This is a genomic window from Roseovarius sp. D22-M7, assembly GCF_037083785.1.
GTDB lineage: Bacteria > Pseudomonadota > Alphaproteobacteria > Rhodobacterales > Rhodobacteraceae > Roseovarius.
On sequence record NZ_JBAPKY010000067.1, the window covers coordinates 1 to 15,863 of the forward strand.

21 protein-coding genes and 2 pseudogenes are annotated in these 15,863 nt (G+C 65.7%); 14 read left to right on the plus strand and 9 right to left on the minus strand.

Annotated features, from left to right (window positions below; all coding sequences use genetic code 11):
• The coding region (locus tag V8324_RS18975) for a hypothetical protein (RefSeq protein WP_336421475.1) at window positions 1–217 on the plus strand (217 nt) is incomplete at its 5' end.
• Here the strand turns inward: V8324_RS18975 and V8324_RS18980 are convergent.
• Complete coding sequence (locus V8324_RS18980; RefSeq protein ID WP_336421476.1) at window positions 196–1,071, minus strand: fatty acid desaturase; 876 nt, start codon at window positions 1,069–1,071, stop codon at window positions 196–198. The genes V8324_RS18975 and V8324_RS18980 overlap by 22 nt on opposite strands.
• Before the next feature lie 372 nt (window positions 1,072–1,443).
• Here V8324_RS18980 and V8324_RS18985 point away from each other — a divergent pair, with 372 nt between their 5' ends.
• Complete coding sequence (locus V8324_RS18985; RefSeq protein ID WP_336421477.1) at window positions 1,444–2,073, plus strand: class I SAM-dependent methyltransferase; 630 nt, start codon at window positions 1,444–1,446, stop codon at window positions 2,071–2,073.
• A gap of 59 nt (window positions 2,074–2,132) precedes the next feature.
• Here the strand turns inward: V8324_RS18985 and V8324_RS18990 are convergent, their stop codons facing one another.
• From V8324_RS18990 to V8324_RS19005, 4 genes are all read right to left on the minus strand, one after another.
• A complete protein-coding gene (locus V8324_RS18990; protein ID WP_336421478.1) occupies window positions 2,133–2,663 on the minus strand; it encodes a DUF3489 domain-containing protein in 531 nt (176 codons plus the stop codon).
• A gap of 97 nt (window positions 2,664–2,760) precedes the next feature.
• Window positions 2,761–3,030, minus strand: coding sequence for a hypothetical protein (locus V8324_RS18995; RefSeq protein WP_336421479.1), 270 nt, complete (start codon window positions 3,028–3,030; stop codon window positions 2,761–2,763).
• A gap of 113 nt (window positions 3,031–3,143) precedes the next feature.
• Window positions 3,144–3,362 carry a hypothetical protein gene (locus tag V8324_RS19000; RefSeq protein WP_336421480.1) on the minus strand — a complete coding sequence of 73 codons (219 nt, stop codon included), beginning with the start codon at window positions 3,360–3,362 and terminating at the stop codon, window positions 3,144–3,146.
• The gene (locus tag V8324_RS19005; protein WP_336421481.1) at window positions 3,359–3,553 is read right to left on the minus strand and encodes a hypothetical protein; all 195 of its coding nucleotides are present in this window, start codon (window positions 3,551–3,553) and stop codon (window positions 3,359–3,361) included. Before V8324_RS19005 ends, V8324_RS19000 begins: the two co-directional genes overlap by 4 nt.
• Before the next feature lie 113 nt (window positions 3,554–3,666).
• Between V8324_RS19005 and V8324_RS19010 the strand changes: the two genes are divergently transcribed.
• Together V8324_RS19010 and V8324_RS19015 are read left to right on the plus strand one after the other, a co-directional pair.
• Complete coding sequence (locus tag V8324_RS19010) at window positions 3,667–4,269, plus strand: hypothetical protein (protein WP_336421482.1); 603 nt, start codon at window positions 3,667–3,669, stop codon at window positions 4,267–4,269.
• On the plus strand, window positions 4,217–6,199 hold the full coding sequence (locus V8324_RS19015) for a phage terminase large subunit family protein (RefSeq protein ID WP_336421483.1): 1,983 nt from the start codon (window positions 4,217–4,219) through the stop codon (window positions 6,197–6,199). Before V8324_RS19010 ends, V8324_RS19015 begins: the two co-directional genes overlap by 53 nt.
• 66 nt (window positions 6,200–6,265) lie before the next feature.
• On the opposite strand, the gene V8324_RS19020 is transcribed toward V8324_RS19015, so the two are convergent.
• Window positions 6,266–7,231 carry a lysophospholipid acyltransferase family protein gene (locus V8324_RS19020; protein ID WP_336421495.1) on the minus strand — a complete coding sequence of 322 codons (966 nt, stop codon included), beginning with the start codon at window positions 7,229–7,231 and terminating at the stop codon, window positions 6,266–6,268.
• Here V8324_RS19020 and V8324_RS19025 point away from each other — a divergent pair.
• Window positions 7,230–7,445: a phage head-tail joining protein gene (locus V8324_RS19025; protein WP_336421484.1), complete on the plus strand. Its 216-nt coding sequence runs from the start codon at window positions 7,230–7,232 to the stop codon at window positions 7,443–7,445. The two genes, V8324_RS19020 and V8324_RS19025, sit on opposite strands and share 2 nt — an antisense overlap.
• Window positions 7,446–7,578: 133 nt before the next feature.
• On the opposite strand, the gene V8324_RS19030 is transcribed toward V8324_RS19025, so the two are convergent.
• A complete protein-coding gene (locus tag V8324_RS19030) occupies window positions 7,579–7,926 on the minus strand; it encodes a hypothetical protein (RefSeq protein WP_336421485.1) in 348 nt (115 codons plus the stop codon).
• A 368-nt stretch (window positions 7,927–8,294) separates the two neighbouring features.
• Here V8324_RS19030 and V8324_RS19035 point away from each other — a divergent pair, with 368 nt between their 5' ends.
• The 5 genes from V8324_RS19035 to V8324_RS19055 are packed head-to-tail and all read left to right on the plus strand — an operon-like array spanning window position 8,295 to window position 12,542.
• Complete coding sequence (locus tag V8324_RS19035; RefSeq protein WP_336421486.1) at window positions 8,295–9,716, plus strand: phage portal protein; 1,422 nt, start codon at window positions 8,295–8,297, stop codon at window positions 9,714–9,716.
• 31 nt (window positions 9,717–9,747) lie between these two features.
• Window positions 9,748–10,791 (plus strand): head maturation protease, ClpP-related, encoded by a 1,044-nt coding sequence (locus V8324_RS19040; protein WP_336421487.1) that lies wholly within the window; start codon window positions 9,748–9,750, stop codon window positions 10,789–10,791.
• A gap of 6 nt (window positions 10,792–10,797) precedes the next feature.
• Window positions 10,798–11,169, plus strand: a complete 372-nt coding sequence (locus V8324_RS19045; protein ID WP_336421488.1) for a head decoration protein — start codon at window positions 10,798–10,800, stop codon at window positions 11,167–11,169.
• Between the two features lie 57 nt (window positions 11,170–11,226).
• A complete protein-coding gene (locus V8324_RS19050; RefSeq protein WP_336421496.1) occupies window positions 11,227–12,231 on the plus strand; it encodes a major capsid protein in 1,005 nt (334 codons plus the stop codon).
• Window positions 12,231–12,542, plus strand: coding sequence for a head-tail joining protein (locus tag V8324_RS19055; RefSeq protein ID WP_336421489.1), 312 nt, complete (start codon window positions 12,231–12,233; stop codon window positions 12,540–12,542). Before V8324_RS19050 ends, V8324_RS19055 begins: the two co-directional genes overlap by 1 nt.
• Before the next feature lie 145 nt (window positions 12,543–12,687).
• Here V8324_RS19055 and V8324_RS19060 read toward each other — a convergent pair whose 3' ends face one another.
• The gene (locus tag V8324_RS19060; RefSeq protein WP_336421490.1) at window positions 12,688–12,975 is read right to left on the minus strand and encodes a hypothetical protein; all 288 of its coding nucleotides are present in this window, start codon (window positions 12,973–12,975) and stop codon (window positions 12,688–12,690) included.
• 81 nt (window positions 12,976–13,056) lie between these two features.
• Between V8324_RS19060 and V8324_RS19065 the strand changes: the two genes are divergently transcribed.
• Window positions 13,057–13,689: a DUF6441 family protein gene (locus V8324_RS19065; RefSeq protein WP_336421491.1), complete on the plus strand. Its 633-nt coding sequence runs from the start codon at window positions 13,057–13,059 to the stop codon at window positions 13,687–13,689.
• A gap of 17 nt (window positions 13,690–13,706) precedes the next feature.
• On the opposite strand, the gene V8324_RS19070 is transcribed toward V8324_RS19065, so the two are convergent.
• Entirely contained in the window at window positions 13,707–14,198 is a 492-nt protein-coding gene (locus V8324_RS19070; RefSeq protein ID WP_336421492.1) for a hypothetical protein, read from the minus strand.
• 64 nt (window positions 14,199–14,262) lie between these two features.
• Here V8324_RS19070 and V8324_RS19075 point away from each other — a divergent pair, with 64 nt between their 5' ends.
• From V8324_RS19075 to V8324_RS19085, 3 genes and pseudogenes are all read left to right on the plus strand, one after another.
• Entirely contained in the window at window positions 14,263–14,694 is a 432-nt protein-coding gene (locus V8324_RS19075) for an acyl-CoA transferase (protein WP_336421493.1), read from the plus strand.
• Between the two features lie 19 nt (window positions 14,695–14,713).
• Window positions 14,714–15,382, plus strand: a pseudogene (locus V8324_RS19080) (phage tail tube protein); the annotation flags it as partial.
• A gap of 16 nt (window positions 15,383–15,398) precedes the next feature.
• Window positions 15,399–15,764, plus strand: a pseudogene (locus tag V8324_RS19085) (phage tail tube protein); the annotation flags it as partial.
• Window positions 15,765–15,863 lie beyond the last annotated feature (99 nt).

Below are 15,863 nucleotides of genomic sequence, written 5' to 3' on the forward strand. Positions count from 1 at the left end.
CCGGCCATCCGAAAAACCGGATCGACGAACTCCTCCCTTGGAACTTCCAGACGTCAAGCTGAAAAGCCCGTGGGGCCCAGCTGGCGCTTACGCGCCGCTGAGGGAGGACGGCTTTGAGGTGATCCGTGATTCATGTAAGCCGCAAATGGAAATCCCGCCCGATACGTTCCTCATCCTCGACATTTGCCCCGCTGCCTATCGCCGGCGCGCCAGGTAGTCTCGGGTGAATGCAGCGTAGCCCGGTGCGGTGACGCGCAACCGGTCTCGAATCAGGGCGTGAAGCGCGGGGAGGCGGTGGAACGGAACCTGCGGGGCCAGGTGATGCTCGGCATGATAGGGCATGTTCCAAGCCAGTGCCCGAACCGCTCGCGTGGTGAAGGTGGTGCGAGTGTTTTCAAGCATGTCGGCCACCTGCGGACAGTCGCCATGTTCAGCCAGCAGATAAAGCCGCAGGGCCGGCTGGCCCAGCAGGCAAGGCACGATCCAGAGCCAAAGCACCAAGGGCGACCACATCAGCGTCAACAAGGCCAGGGCATAGATCGCCAACAGGATCCGGACCTCACGTTCTGCGCGGCTGCGCATTGCAGCGGGCAACCAGGCCGGGGTCTCGCGACCGCATGCAAGTCGGATCAAGAGGGCGAGCTGAGCGCGCCAGTAGGGGATGCCGCTGACATGCCATAGCCATTGCGCGCGGGTCTCCAAGAGCGGCCCGTCCAGTTCAGGATCGCCTGGGCGATTGGTGTGCCGATGATGGGCGAAGTGGAAAGGGCGGAACCATAAAAAAGGGTTCAGCACCACAAGACCGATCACATGCCCCACAAGATCGCACAGGCGGTCACTGGCAAAGGGGGTGCGGTGGGTGCATTCGTGCTGAAGCGTGAACAGGAACACGATCAGCACGCCATACACAGGCAGCGCCAGCCACCACAGCGGCGGTTGCAGCACGATAAGCGTGCCGGTCGCCATGATCGCGCCCAGGTGACCGGCCAGATGCAGCAACCCCGGCGCAGTCGCGCGGATGTTCAACGCGGCGCGCGTCTCGCGGGGCAGATCGGCAAGTGGCGTGCTCATACAGCTCCTGTCATGTTAAAAGGCAGTTCCTTAGGGTGCACTTTGCCGGCAAGATCGCCATGCCGCGATGATGAATCAAGTGCCCTTTGACCCGAGCGCGCGGCGCGCCACGCCCGGCGTTGGGCGAATTGACTGATGAGTGTGCATCGTGCTGGCCATACACCCGAGCATGATCGTTTCGGAAATCACCGACCGGCTCGACATTGAAGATCGCTGATCCTGCCGTGGTGCCGCTGCAGCGTGGCGGGCTGTGACCGCGGTGGTCAGAGATGGTCAGTTTATGGCCCTGTTGACGTTACCGGCCGATCACGTCCGGTGTTCTGCTTCACCGTGTTCCGCTATACTCTGCATGCAATGGAGGTTTCAGCGACGATGACGGATGAACAGAAACACTGGGACGGTGTCTATGAGGCGCGCCCGGAAGACGAACTGACGTGGTTCGAGGCGACGCCCGAGGTCTCGCTGGATCTCGTGCGAACCTATCTGAAACCGGGCGATGCCTTCATCGACATCGGCGGGGGAGCATCGCGTCTGGTGGACGCGCTGCTTGAGGGGGGTCTGGGCCCACTCACCGTGCTGGATCTTTCCGGGGCCTCCCTGACCGTGAGCAAGCAGCGCCTCGGTCCGCAGAGCGATCACGTGACATGGATCGAGGCTGACATCACGACGTGGAACCCCGACCGGGACTACGCGGTCTGGCATGACCGCGCGGTGTTTCATTTTCTGACCGGGTCCGAAGATCGTGCCGCATACGCGCGCGCCATGTCCGATGCCCTCCCCACCGGCAGCATCGCGATCATCGCCACCTTCGCCGATGATGGGCCCGAGATGTGCTCGGGGCTACCGGTGGTTCGCTACGCGCCTGATGATCTGGCGCAGGAACTCGACCGACTGTGTCCGGGCCAGTTCGAGAAGATCGACGCCACACGGCATATGCACATCACGCCAAAGGGCAATCGGCAGAGCTTCCAGTACAGCGTGTTCAGGAAGACGGACCGTTGAGACGAGAGCCGCCGCCCACTTGGGGCGACGGCATCGTCAACGCTGGAGTGTGCGCCGGATTAGTCGGCGGGTAGTTTATAGACGCGACCCCGTCCGTCGACTTTCTCGGAGGTGATGGTCAGGCCGAGCTTTTTCTTGAGCGCTCCTGACATTGCGCCGCGAACCGTGTGCGACCGCCAGTCCAAGGCCGCGACGATCTCGTCGATGGTCGCGCCGCGCTCGGCGCTCAGCATCGCGATCAGCGCCTCCTGCTTGGTTCCGCTGCGGCGGCGCACTGGCTGGGGTGTGGCCTCGGGCTCCGGCTGGTCGTCGTCCTGCGCGTCGGGCGCGTCGGTGATCCCTAGGGTGCTGTAGGCCAGCGGCGTCGCGCGCAGGGTGATGGGCCCGCGCTCTTCGTCATGCCGCCAGACGGTGTTGAGGTCCGTGGCTTCGATTTCCTCGATGAGCGCTTTCTTCAGCAGGCTCTTGCAGACATTGCCGACCGCGCCGCCCTTGAGGGTGGTGGTAACGGGAAACACGGCCCCGTCGTCGCGCGCGCAGGCGGTGGACAGGATGACGGATTGTGCGTCGGATAGCTGGATCTGGGTCATGAATGGTCTCCGGTTTCGGCTCTTGCGACATGCAGGAGCTTCTACCGGGTGAAGCCCGCCATGGTGGCGGGCCGTCCTTGGTCAGGGTCCGAAGGGGTTACCCGGCGTATTCGCCCTCGCCAAAGGCGCTGTCGGTGATACGCTTGAGCAGCCCGTTGTAGTGCTCGAGCGTGCCGACCATGGCCCAGCCCACCTCGTCGGGATGGCAGTTGAAGTGGTCGTCGCTGAGCGCCTGCAGGCGGGCGAGCCGTTCGTCGATTTCGGCCTTCTTTGCGACGAAGGCGGCGAGCGCGGCTTCCTTGTTCCTGCGTGCCTTCTCGGCGCGCAACTGGTGGCGGGGCGTGGTTTGCGGGTTCAGGCTGGTCATGGCGTGGCTCCGTGTGGTGAGTTGCATCGTTCTTGTGCAATCAGAATCGCTCCGACGGGCTGGAAAGTGTAGGTAAATCAGAGCAATATGATGGCTTTCTGCCCCGGTGACGATCAGATCAGACCCATCCCGGCCAGCACCGTGGCGGCGGCGGCGAGCTTGTCGGTCGGCAGTTCGATCTTGAAATGACTAAACAGATCCGACGCCTCGGCGCTGATGCCGACCTCGAGCAGCGCAGCCTCTATGGCCTCGGCGACAGCGTCGGGAGTTTTGTGCCTCAAAGGCGTGGGCAGCGCGTCGTGATCGATGCGAATGGTCGTGATGGCGGTCATGCGGTGTCTCCGTCCTGCTGTTCGAGCATGGCAAGGATCGCGCAGGCCATGCCGCCGAGGAATTCGCTGCGGCGGAAGACGATCTCGTCGATCTCGTTCGCTGTGGTGATCGCGGGGTCGACCGCCAGGCTGTTGGCCATGTGGGGCAGCAGGCGGGCGGCTTCAGCGTTGTAGCGGTCTGCGATGGTCATGGGGCTGTCTCCGATCCTGGTCTGTTGGCTCGATCCCAGAATCCCTCCGGTGCGGAGTGTAATCAACGGAAATCGTAGCAATTCCATTGCTTTATGTCGCGCGGGGGTGAGCCATGCAGGGCCTGAGCGAACGCCAGTATGCCGCCCGCGTCGGCCTGTCGCGCGGGGCGATCCAGAAGGCAAAGGATGCCGGGCGGCTGGTGCTGCATCCTGACGGGAGCATCGATGCCGAGGCGTCCGACACGCGCCGCGCCGAGACGACGGACCCGTCGAAATCCCGCGCAGCTCCCAAATCGCCCGCGACGGCCAAGTCCAGGCTGAAGCCGGTGCCCGAGGCCGCGGTCTCCGCGGTGGGGGATACGCTCAAGGAGCAGGGAATGGCCGCGCCAGCCGTTGGTGGCAGCACGACCTTCCTGCAGGCCAAGACGGCCAATGAAGTGCTCAAGGCGCAGGAACGCCGCATCCGGCTCTCGAGGCTGAAGGGCGACCTGGTCGACAAGGCGCGTGCGGAAACGCTGATCTTCCGCCTGGCGCGCGAGGAACGCGATGCCTGGGTGACCTGGCCCGCGCGGGTGGCCGCGCTCATGGCCTCGGAACTGGCGGCCACCCTCGGCGAGGGGATCACGGTGGAGGCGGCGGTGATGCAGAAGGTTCTGGAAGCCCATGTCCGCGCCCAGCTCGACAGCCTCGCCGAGATCCGCAGCGGCCTTGGATGACGATGTCGCGGGGTTCGATGGTGCCAACGACCTGCTGCGCGCCTGGTCGCGGGGCCTGCGGCCCGACCCGGACCTGACGGTGTCAGAGTGGGCCGACCGGCATCGCTGGCTGTCGTCGCGCGCCTCCGCCGAGCCCGGGCGCTACAAGACCGCGCGCACGCCGTACATGCGCGAGATCATGGATGCGCTCTCGCCGGTCAGCCCGGTGCAGCGGGTGGTGTTCATGAAGGCCGCACAGGTGGGCGCGACAGAAGCGGGCAATTGCTTCATCGGCTTCGTGATGCATCACGCGCCGGGGCCCATGCTGGCGGTCCAGCCGACGGTGGAACTGGCCAAGCGCAACTCGCGCCAGCGGATCGATCCGCTGATCGAGGAAAGCCCGGAACTGCGCGAGCGGATCAAGCCGGCGCGCTCGCGCGACGCGGGCAACACGATGCTGTCCAAGGAATTCGCGGGCGGCATCCTGATCATGACCGGGGCCAATTCGGCGGTGGGGCTGCGCTCGACCCCGGCGCGGTACCTGTTTCTCGACGAGGTCGATGCCTATCCGGCCTCGGCCGACGAGGAAGGCGATCCGGTCAGCCTGGCCGAAGCCCGGTCTCTGACCTTCGCGCATCGGCGCAAGGCGCTGCTGATCTCGACGCCCACCATCCGCGGGCTGAGCCGGATCGAGCGGGAGTTCGAGGCCAGCGACCAGCGGCGCTATCATGTGCCCTGTCCGCATTGCGGGCACGCGCAATGGCTGCGCTTCGAGCGGCTGCGATGGGACAAGGGACAGCCGGACACCGCGGAATACCACTGCGAGGGCTGCGACGCGCCCATTGCCGAGCACCACAAGACGGCGATGCTGGCGGCGGGCGACTGGCGCGCGACGGCGGAGGCGGAAGACCCGCACACGGTGGGCTATCACCTCTCGGCGCTCTACTCACCGATCGGCTGGCTCAGCTGGTCGCGGATCGCGCGGGCGTGGGAGGCGGCACAGGGCAATGACGAGGCGATGCGGGCCTTTCGCAACACGATCCTCGGCGAGACCTGGTTCGAAACCGGCGAAGCGCCGGACTGGCAGCGACTGGCAGAGCGGCGCGAAGAGTGGCCAGCCGGGACTGTGCCGGCAGGTGGTCTCTTCCTGACTGCGGGTGCCGATGTACAGAAGGACCGGATCGAGATCGATGTCTGGGCCTGGGGCCGCGGGCTGGAAAGCTGGCTGGTCGATCACATCGTCATCGAGGGCGGTCCCGGCGATCCGGCCTGCTGGCAGAAACTGACCGATCTGCCGGGGCGCACATGGGCGCATGCCTCCGGCCAGCACCTGACCATCGCCAAGCTGGCGATCGACACCGGCTACGAGACAAGCGCCGTCTATGGCTGGGCGCGGCAGGTTGGGTTCGCGCAGGTCGCCCCGGTCAAGGGGCTCGAGGGGTTCAATCGCGCGAGCCCGGTGACGGGGCCGACCTATGTCGATGCAACGATCGGCGGGAAACGTCTGCGCCGCGGGGCGCGGCTCTGGTCAGTGGCGACCTCGACCTTCAAGGCCGAGACCTATCGCTTCCTGCGGCAGGACCGGCCCACACCCGAGGAGATTACGGACGGTGCATCGTTCCCGGCTGGAACGGTGCATCTGCCGACATGGGCCGATGGTGAATGGCTCAAGCAGCTGACGGCGGAACAGCTGGTCACCGTGAAGGGCAAGCGCGGCTTCTCGAAGCTCGAATGGCAGAAGCTGCGCGAGCGCAACGAGGCGCTGGACTGCCGGGTCTATGCGCGGGCGGCCGCCTGGATTGCGGGCGCGGATCGCTGGTCGGAGGCGCGCTGGCAGGATCTGGAGCGGTCGCTGGCCGTGGAACCGGATGGGTCGGAGGACACGCCAGCGGTCACACCCTCGCGCCCATCAGCGCGGCGGCGGACGATGCGGTCGAATTACATGAGGTGATCAATGCCGACTATCTCGGACCTCCGCGCACGCCGCGACGCGCTTTCGGCGCACCCGCTGGCAGCGTCAGGCGCCATCCCATCGGCGCAGGAGCCAGTACCACTGCCCCGGGTTTTCGAGGACGCGGGCGGACAGGCTGTCATTGATGGCTTTTGTCATCGTCAGGGCGTCGGAATGCGGGATGGGCGCTTCGAACTCGACGTCGAATTCCGCACCATCCGGTCGGCGGGTTCCGTAGGCGGGAACAAGGGGAAGGTCGTACTTGAGCGCCAGGGCCGCGGGTGCCGTCGATGTCAGTGCCGGCAGGCCGAGGAACGGCACGCTTTCGCCTTCGGTAATTTTCTCGTCGAGCATGATGGCCAGAAATCCGCCCCTGCGCAGATGGCGCACCAGCTCCATCGTGCCGGAGCGTCCCGTCGCGATGACGGGCCGACCGCTTTCTTCGATACCGGCCAGGAACCCGCGCTGGTAAAAGCGGTTCTTCTGCTTGCGATAGACCGCGCCGGTCTCCATCCCGCGCGCTTTCAGAACGGCGCGCACCGCGTCCCACTGGCCGAAATGGCCGGACACGATGATCGCGCCCGTGCCGGCGGCGCGCGCCTCTTCCAACGCGGCCAGTCCGGGGCCGGACACATGAAAGCGGTCCGGTCTCGACTGGAACTCCGCGCTGCGGAGGATCTCGAACAGGGTGCGCCCCATGTTGCGGCCCATTTCGCGCCGAAGGGCGGCGCGCTGCCCACGCGGCATGTCGGGAAAGACCCGCTGCACTTCGCGGTCGAAGCGCCAGCGCGCGGGTGGAAACCAGCGCATCGCAAGACCGACCATGCCCCCGAAAAGCCGTGCGCGATGATCCAGGCTACGCAGGCGCGTGGCAGACAGCGCGGACCACAGGGGGATGTATTGGGCACGATGCCATAGCGAGGCGAAGAAGTTGGATACCATGCATGCAATATGTGTGCATTTCGAAGCCGGACCAACCGCCAATCGCCGAGCGGCCCCGACAATTTCCTGATCGCGTGGAGGCGCAAACATGCCCACATCCGCAGACCTCCGCGCTCGCCGCGACGCGCTCTCGGCACAGCGCTCTTCTGGCGTGGCGCGGGTCAGCTATGACGGCAAGACCGTAGATTACCGCAGCGTGGCGGAGATCGACCGGGCGATCGAGGCGCTGGACCGCGAGATCGCAGCTGCCGAGGGGCGATCTATCGTGCGGCAGATCCGCGTGACGACGTCGAAGGGGCTCTGACCAACATGTCCCTTGCAGTATTTGTTGCAACCCGGAGCAAGATCAGTAACCGGCCGAGCAACCATGCGCTTCAGGCCAACAACAGGCTCCAGAAGGTTTCTTCCGGAGCCCTCGCAGGTCCATGGTGAGATCTTCACGACTGCGCGGCTCGGACGCGGTTAGCACGTTCTACGAGGTCGGACATCTGCTGGGCTGCCCGGATCGTGAGAGGATGCTGGGTAAAGCCCTCTCTGGGAGAGATGGCATCGGCCATTTCGAGCGCAGTTTTGCGCTGCCGGTCCGATCCTTCCGCCAGGACAGCGATCAACAGGTTCTCGAGCGCAATTACTCGGACGCGGAGGAGCACAAGCTCGGCGTTCGTCATGTCGGGAACGTCCTTGTGCGCCTCATCGGGCACGGCCACGATAGCGCCGCCTTCATCGTCCCACCTCGACAAAGCGCGGTGGCGAAGTTCGTGCGTCGACGGGTCGGTATCTGTCATTCTGCTATCCTCCAAATCGCGGTAACTATATGGTCACGGGCTTTGCGCGCGCCGCCTCGGGTATGTCGTGGACGAACATTGGAATACCTCCTTACCCTCTAACAGCGAGCTTTGAGGCATCGTTCCATGTTCGCACGAGAAAGCAGTATGAAATAATGCAATTGTGCGATCTCGGTCCGGGTCAGGTGTCGGCTGCCTGCTCATTTTCTTCAGATGGGTCCGAGCGACATCAGTCAGAACAATCGAATTCGTGGCTGCGCAGCACCACGAAGTACAAAGGGCGGGTCTGATTTATGGGGCTGTTCGACAGGTTTCGTCGTTCCGCGCGGGGTGGCCCGGCTGGCGCACGCGCCCGCCTCGAAGGTGCGATGTCCAAGCGGCGGCTGCGGGGCTGGAATCCGCCGCTGGAGAACATCAACACGCTGGTTGCCTCGGGCGGGCCGAAGCTACTGGCCCGGGCCCGCGAACTGGTGGTCACGAACGGCTATGCGGCAAATGCCTGCGAGGCTTTTGCCGCGAACGTGGTGGGCGACGGGATCAAGCCCTCGTCGCTGATCGAGGATGGGGATCTGCGCGACCGCGTCCAGCGGATGTGGCTGGCCTGGACCGATGAGGCCGATGCCGACGGGCTGACCGATTTCTACGGGCTTCAGGCGATGGTGGCGCGCGAGATGTTCGTGGCGGGCGAGTGCTTCGTGCGGATGCGCCCGCGCAGGGCCGAGGACGGGCTGCTGGTGCCGCTGCAGATGCAGCTGCTGCAATCGGAAATGTTGCCCTTCGAGAAAACGGGGACAGCAGCCAATGGCAACCGCATCCGCTGCGGGGTCGAGTTCGATGCGATCGGGCGCCGCGTGGCCTATCATTTCCGCCGCACCCATCCAGGCGACAGCACCGATCAGCGTGTGGCGGTGCCGGAAACCGTGCGCGTGCCGGCCGAGGACGTGCTGCACATCTACCGCCCGCTCGATGCGGGGCAGGTCCGCGGGCTGCCGCATGTGGCCCCGGCCATGGTGCGGCTGTTTCTGCTGGATCAGTATGACGATGCAGAACTGGATCGCAAGAAGACCGCGGCGATGTTCGCGGGCTTCATCACCAAGACCGCGCCGGAAGACCCGATGATGGGCGAGGACGAGGCCGATCTGGATGGCGCCGCCATCGCCAGCCTCGAGCCCGGCACCATGCAGGTGCTCCTGCCCGGCGAGGATGTGAAGTTCTCGTCTCCTGCGGACGTGGGTGGCGGCTATGAGGCGTTCCAGTACCGCACGCTGCTGACGGTCTCGGCCTCGCTGGGGCTGCCCTATCATCTGGTCACCGGCGATGTGCGCCAGGCCAACTATTCGTCTTTGCGCGCGGAGCTGGTCGAGTTCCGCCGCCGCGTGCAGCAGCTCCAGCACGGGGTGATCGCGCATCAGCTCTGCCGCCCCGTGTGGCGGCGCTGGCTGGAGACCGCGCAGCTGGCGGGCCGATTGGATCTACCCGATCCGGCGGCCGCGCGCAGGGTGCAGTGGATCCCGCCCCGCTGGGACTGGGTCGATCCCTTGAAGGACATCCAGGCGCAGGTGCTGGCCATGGAGGCGGGCATCACCTCGCGGCGCAAGGTGGTCGAGGCCACCGGCTACGATGTCGAGGAAGTCGACCGCGAGAACGCCGTGGATACCGCGCGCGCCGAGGGGCTCGGACTGCGCTACCGCACCAGCCCGGGCGAGACGCAGGGCGCCCGCGCAACCCCGGCCACGCGACCGGGTCCCGGCGACGGGGCTGGCGAAGACAATGGCGAGGACGCGGCCTGAACCGCCCGCGCCCCCAATCAGGAGTGACATCATGAACAGCTGGTACACGATCCGCGCCCGGGACACGGGCGCGGAGGTGCTGATCTATGACGAGATCGGCGCCTATGGCGTTTCGGCCAAGGGGTTTCTGGCCGAGCTCGGCGCGTTGCCGGATGACGCGCCCATCGATCTGCGGCTCAACAGCCCCGGCGGCTCGGTCTTCGATGCCGTCGCCATCCATAACGCGCTGAGCCGGCACGCCGGCACGGTCACTGTCTGGATCGACGGGATTGCGGCCTCGGCCGCAAGCTACATTGCCATGGCGGGCGACGAGATCGTCATGCCGGAAAACGCCTTCCTGATGATCCATGACCCAAGCGGGCTGGTCATGGGCACGGCTTCGGACATGCGCGACATGGCCGGGACGCTGGACAAGATCGCGGCCAGCATGCTGCGCGGCTACGCGGCCAGATCCGGCAAGCCCGAGGCGGAGATCGCCGCATTCCTCGCGGCCGAGACGTGGTTCGATGCTGCCGAGGCGCTGGAGGCGGGTCTTGCCACGCGCCTGGCCGAGCCCGTGCGCATCGCCGCCGCCTTCGACATCGGCCGGTTCCGCAACGCGCCGCCCGAACTGGTCGAGGCGGTGGAGGCCGTCGCACCGGAGGCAGGCGCCGCGGCAGGGGCCGACATCGTTGGAGGCGACAACGATGTTGCGCCGCCGACCGATCCCGCGCCACAGCCCGGAAGCGAGGGGACGGATGTTGGAGACGGCAACATCCCCTCGGTAGATGATCCCGGCAGCATTGTTGCCGCCGCCAACAATGCTCCGGAGCAGACCGACGCCACCGCGATCCGGGCCGAGGCCATCGCGCATGCGCGGGCAGTCATCGATCTCTGCCGCCTTGCCGGCCAGCCGCAGATGGCCGGGCGGTTTCTCGAGGAGGACGCCAGCCTCGATGCCGTGCGCGCCAGCCTTCTGGACGCGCGCGCCGAGGCCGCACCGCAGATCACCCCGCATCACCCGCAACCCGGGCGCAGCGAGACCACGCGCCCCTGGGGCGATGTCATCGCCCGGGCCTTCAAGATGAAAGGATAAATCCTCATGGCCACGCTCACTGAAGGCAAACACGCCGGCGGCTTTCTCACATGGGAAGTGCTGCGTGATTTCACCCGCGACACCGTCACTATCGCCGCGGGCGCCGGCAAGCTCGCGCCCGGCACCGTGCTGGGCAAGATCACCACGGGCGGCAAATACACGGGTCTTGCGCCCGCGGCCTCCAACGGCAGCCAGAACGCCGCCGGGATCCTCTGGGGCGCGGTCGACGCCACCGACAGCGATGCCCACGCCGTGGTGCTGGTTCGCGGCCCCACAATCGTCAACCGCCACGAGATCGGCTGGCCCGAGGGCGCAACCGAGGCGCAGATCACCACCGCCACGACGGCGCTGGCCGGGCTCGGCATCCTCCTGCGCTGATCCCACGCGCAGTCACCCCACAACATCCAGACCAGAAGGAGGCACGCTGTGGCCACCATGGACATCTTTGAGGGCGACGCCTTCTCCATCGTCGAGCTCACGAGCGCGCTCGAGAACATCCCCTACAAGCCCGCGATCCTGTCGGGCGCAGGGCTCTTCGGCAGTCGCGGCGTGCGCTCGCGGACCGTGATGATCGAGAGCCGCGACGGCACGCTGTCGCTGATCCCGTTCTCGGAACGCGGCTCGGCCTATGAGAGCCAGATCCCCGAGCGCCGCGACATGCGCGCCTTCGTTTGCCGCCAGTTCAAGAAGCAGGACGTGCTCTGGGCCTCGGAAATCCAGTCCATTCGCGATTTCGGCTCGGAGACCGCCGTCCAGCAGGTGCAGACGGAAGTGGCACGCAAGCTGGGCCGGTTGCGCAACGATGCCGAGGCCACCTTCGAGTTCCACCTCTTCAACGGCATCCAGGGGGTGGTCAAGGATCCGAAGGACGGCGCCACGGTGATCGATTATCACGCCGAGTTCGGCATCGCCCCGGCCGCCGAGATCGACTTCGATCTGGACAATGCCACCCCGGGTTCGGGCGCGCTGCGCAAGCGCTGTCAGGCGATGATCGAGAGCGTCGAGGACACGCTTGGCGGGCTGGCCGCCGGTCAGGTGCAGCTTCGCGCCGAATGCGGCTCGGCCTTCTTTGCCGATCTGGTGGCCCACAAGGAGGTGCGCGAAACCTATCTCAACACCGCCGCGGCCGCCGATCTGCGCGGCCGCGTGGGCGAAGAGGTCAGCTTCGGCGGCATCACCTTCCGGCGCTACCGGGGCGGGCTGGGCTTCGGCGTGCCGACCGACAAGGCGTATTTCTACCCCGAAGGCGTCGAGGGTCTGTTCGAGATCTACTACGCCCCCGCCGACACCTTCGAGACGGTCAACACGGTGGGCCTGCCGCTCTATGCGCGCATGATCCCGGACCGGGACCGCGACGAATGGGTGCGTCTGGAGATCGAGTCGAACCCGCTGCCGATCTGCACCCGCCCACAGGTGCTGCGCAGCGCACGGCGGACATGATGACCGCCGTCGCCATGGCGCTCGACGCGTTGTTTGCTGATGGCAATGTCGGGCGCGACGCCGTCTACACGGCCGACGGCGGCGTGCCTGTCCTTGTCCGCGTGGTCACCCGCCGCGCGGACGATATCACCGGCTTTGGCGATGCGCGCCTCTGGTCGGAGACCACGCGCGTCGATCTGCGCGTGGCCGAGGTGCCAGCCCCGCGCCCCGGCGACCGGATCGAGACAGACGGCGAGGCCTTTCTCATTCAGGGCGAACCCGTCCGCGACCGCGAGCGGCTGGTCTGGACGTTGGAGCTGAGACCTACCTGAGATGAGCCTCCACGCTCACCCCGACACCGCCACATGAGCACAGCAAAGATCGCGCATGGCGTGCGGGCAGTCGGGCACGACAGGCCGCACGACGACGGCATGAGAGAGGATCAGCCGCCGATGGATGCGCTGCATTGCCAGCAGTTTACCGGAAGCGGTTCATTGCGTTCTGGAATGCGTTGGAAATACTATCCCAAGCAGACTCGAAGCCCTTGCGCATGTCTTCCCAAGCCCCGTCGCTGGCTTCCTGCGCTTCCTTCATCTTGGCTTGGGCCTCGTCGCGCTGCTTGCGCATTTCATCGAGTTGCTCTTCATACTTGCTCCGAGCATCAGCGTTGGCCTCCTTGGCCTTGGCCTGGATCTTGTCGATCTCGGCATTCCACTCGTCGACCTTGGCCTTCATCTTGTCGATATACGCGCTGCGATCAGTCATGGGTCCCTCCATCGGTGACGTCTCCGAGTATAATATAACGAAACGGTAGCACACAAGCGGGCCGCGAAGCTGGAGATAGCAGTGAAGCTGAAGCTAGACATCACCCCCGATCTCGCCGCCAAGATGGCCGCGGAGATCAAGGCGGGCGAGAAAGCCGTCACCGCCGCCACGCGCGAGGCCGGCACCAATCTCAAGACGGCTTGGCGTGGCCAGATTACAGGCGCGGGACTCGGCCAGCGCCTGTCCCGGACCATCCGGTCGGCGCAATATCCCAAGGGCCAGCCCAGCCTGAACGCCGCCGCGCTGGTCTGGTCGAACGCACCGGACATCGTCAGCGCGCATGACACCGGGCCGCTGATCCGCTCGAAAGACGGGTTCTGGCTGACGATCCCGCTGCCCGCCGCCGGGCGCGGACGCCGAGGTGGCAAGATTACCCCCGGCGAATGGGAGCGCCGCCGTGGCCTGCGCCTGCGGTTCGTCTACCGCCGGTCGGGGCCGAGCCTGCTTGTGGCCGACGGGCGTCTGAACAACCGGGGCCTCGGCGTGGCCTCGCGCTCGAAGACCGGACGTGGTCGCGCAACGGTTCCGATCTTTCTGCTGGTCCCGCAGGTGAAGCTGCCGAAGCGGCTGGATCTGGCGCGGGACGCGGACCGGGCATTGGACCGTGTGCCGGGGCTGATCGTGGCGAACTGGGTGGAGGGGCGGCAAACCTGAGAACGCCATTTCCGCATTCATGCCGCGTGGGAATCTAGGACGCGCGTCAGGACGGCTGTCGCATGCTCGAAGTTCCGCTGTTGATCGTGCATTTCGTAGGCCCACTTGATCCCATGAAAGAGGTTATTTCGCAGCCGAAAGACGATGATTAGCAAGGCTGTGACGATCTCAGTCGGTGCGGCTTCACATCCCAACAGAACAGCTTCCACGCGTTCCCGTTTGTCGTTTTTTCGAAAATGCAGGCTTTCAAACTTGTGATTGATCTGACCGTCTGACACGTACCTCTGTCGGAAATACGCCAGAGCATCTCCGAAGGGCTCAGCCGAACCGAAGTTCTCTGCGTTTTTGTCAACAAATCGCACGATGGCGGTTGTGGTTGCATTCGTCGAAAGAGCCCGCGCCTCGAAGACACTCCAGACGATAGAGAAGCCAGCCACCGCCGATCGCTCGACTTTCGAGAGTTCTTGGTAGCCAGGTTGAGTTCGTTCAAGCCAATCTTCCGCGAGCATCGCACATCCAACTCTTTGATCCCTCTCTGCACACAATAGCGAAGCGCCAAGGTTTCTCAAATCGATGCCCACCTCCCGCGAAGCCATCCTCGCCGCGCTGCACGCGCGGCTCTCAGCGCAGCTGCCCGCCACCGCCCTCCGCGGCGAGGTGCTGCCGGAGCGTGTGCCGGCCGCTGGCCTGCTGATCCTGCGCGATGGCGAGCCGGGGGAGCCGGAGGTGACGCTGTCGCCGCTCGCCTATCACTACCAGCACCGCGCCGAGATCGAAGCGGTGGTGCAAGGCGCCGACCTTGATGCCGCCTTCGACACGCTGACCGCCAGCGTCGGCACGGCGCTCGCCGCCGACCGGACGCTTGGCGGGCTCTGCGACTGGGTCGAGGCGGAAGCGCCGCGGCCCGTCGATCTGCCCGTCGAAGGCGCGGCCAGCTTGAAGGCGGCCGTGATCCCTGTCGTCTTGCACTATTCAACGGCCGATCCGCTGGCCTCACCAACCTGAAAATCCGAGGAGTTGAGACATGGCACGAGCCCAGGGGGCGCGGGCGCAGATGGCGCTTGCGTTCGAGACGACCTATGGCATGCCGCCCGCCAGCGGCTTCACCCGCATGCCCTTCGCCAGCACCTCGCTGGGGGCGGAGCAGCCGCTGCTCAACTCGGAATTGCTCGGCTACGGCCGCGATCCGCTGGCACCGATCAAGGATGCGGTGACCTCGGATGGCGACGTTGTCATTCCCATCGACGCGCGCGCATTCGGGTTTTGGCTGAAGGCGGCGTTTGGCGATCCTGCGACCACCGGGACAGCGCCCGGGCCGTTCACGCATGAGTTCCAGTCGGGCGCCTGGACGCTGCCCAGCATGTCGATCGAGACCGGCATGCCGGAGGTGCCGCGTTATGCGATGTATTCCGGCTGCGTGCTCGACCAGATCAGCTGGCAGATGCAGCGCTCGGGGCTGCTGACGGCAACCGCGAGCCTTGTGGCACAGGGCGAAAGCACCGCTACGGCGTCTGCCGCCGGCACACTGGCCGAGCTGGACCTGCAGCGCTTCGGCCATTTCAACGGCGCGATCACGCGGAACGGATCGTCCCTCGGCAACATCGTCTCGGCCGAGATCACCTATGCCAACAATCTCGATCGGGTGGAAACCATCCGACCGGATGGCCGCATCGACGGGGCCGACCCGAGCATCGCCGCCCTGACGGGNCTCGGCCGAGATCACCTATGCCAACAATCTCGACCGGGTGGAAACCATCCGACCGGATGGCCGCATCGACGGGGCCGACCCGAGCATCGCCGCCCTGACGGGCCGGGTCGAGGTGCGCTTTGCCGATCAGGTGCTGGTCAACCAGGCGATCAATGGCGATCCCTGCGAACTTGAGTTCGGCTATACCGTGCCATCCGGCGAAAGCCTTTCTCTGATCGCACATGCCGTCTACCTCCCGCGCCCCCGCATCGAGATTTCCGGCCCGCAAGGCGTGCAGGCGACCTTCGACTGGCAGGCCGCCCGCGACGCCACCGAGGGTCGGATGTGCACCGCCACACTGATCAATGAAATAGAGGACTTGTCTTAATGACAACCCCAGTTCCCGTGCGATACGGGAGCTGCTTCCCGGCACCCCAAATATGCCGGGAAGCAGCGGGGGGCCGGACCGTTATGGAGGTGGTCGCAT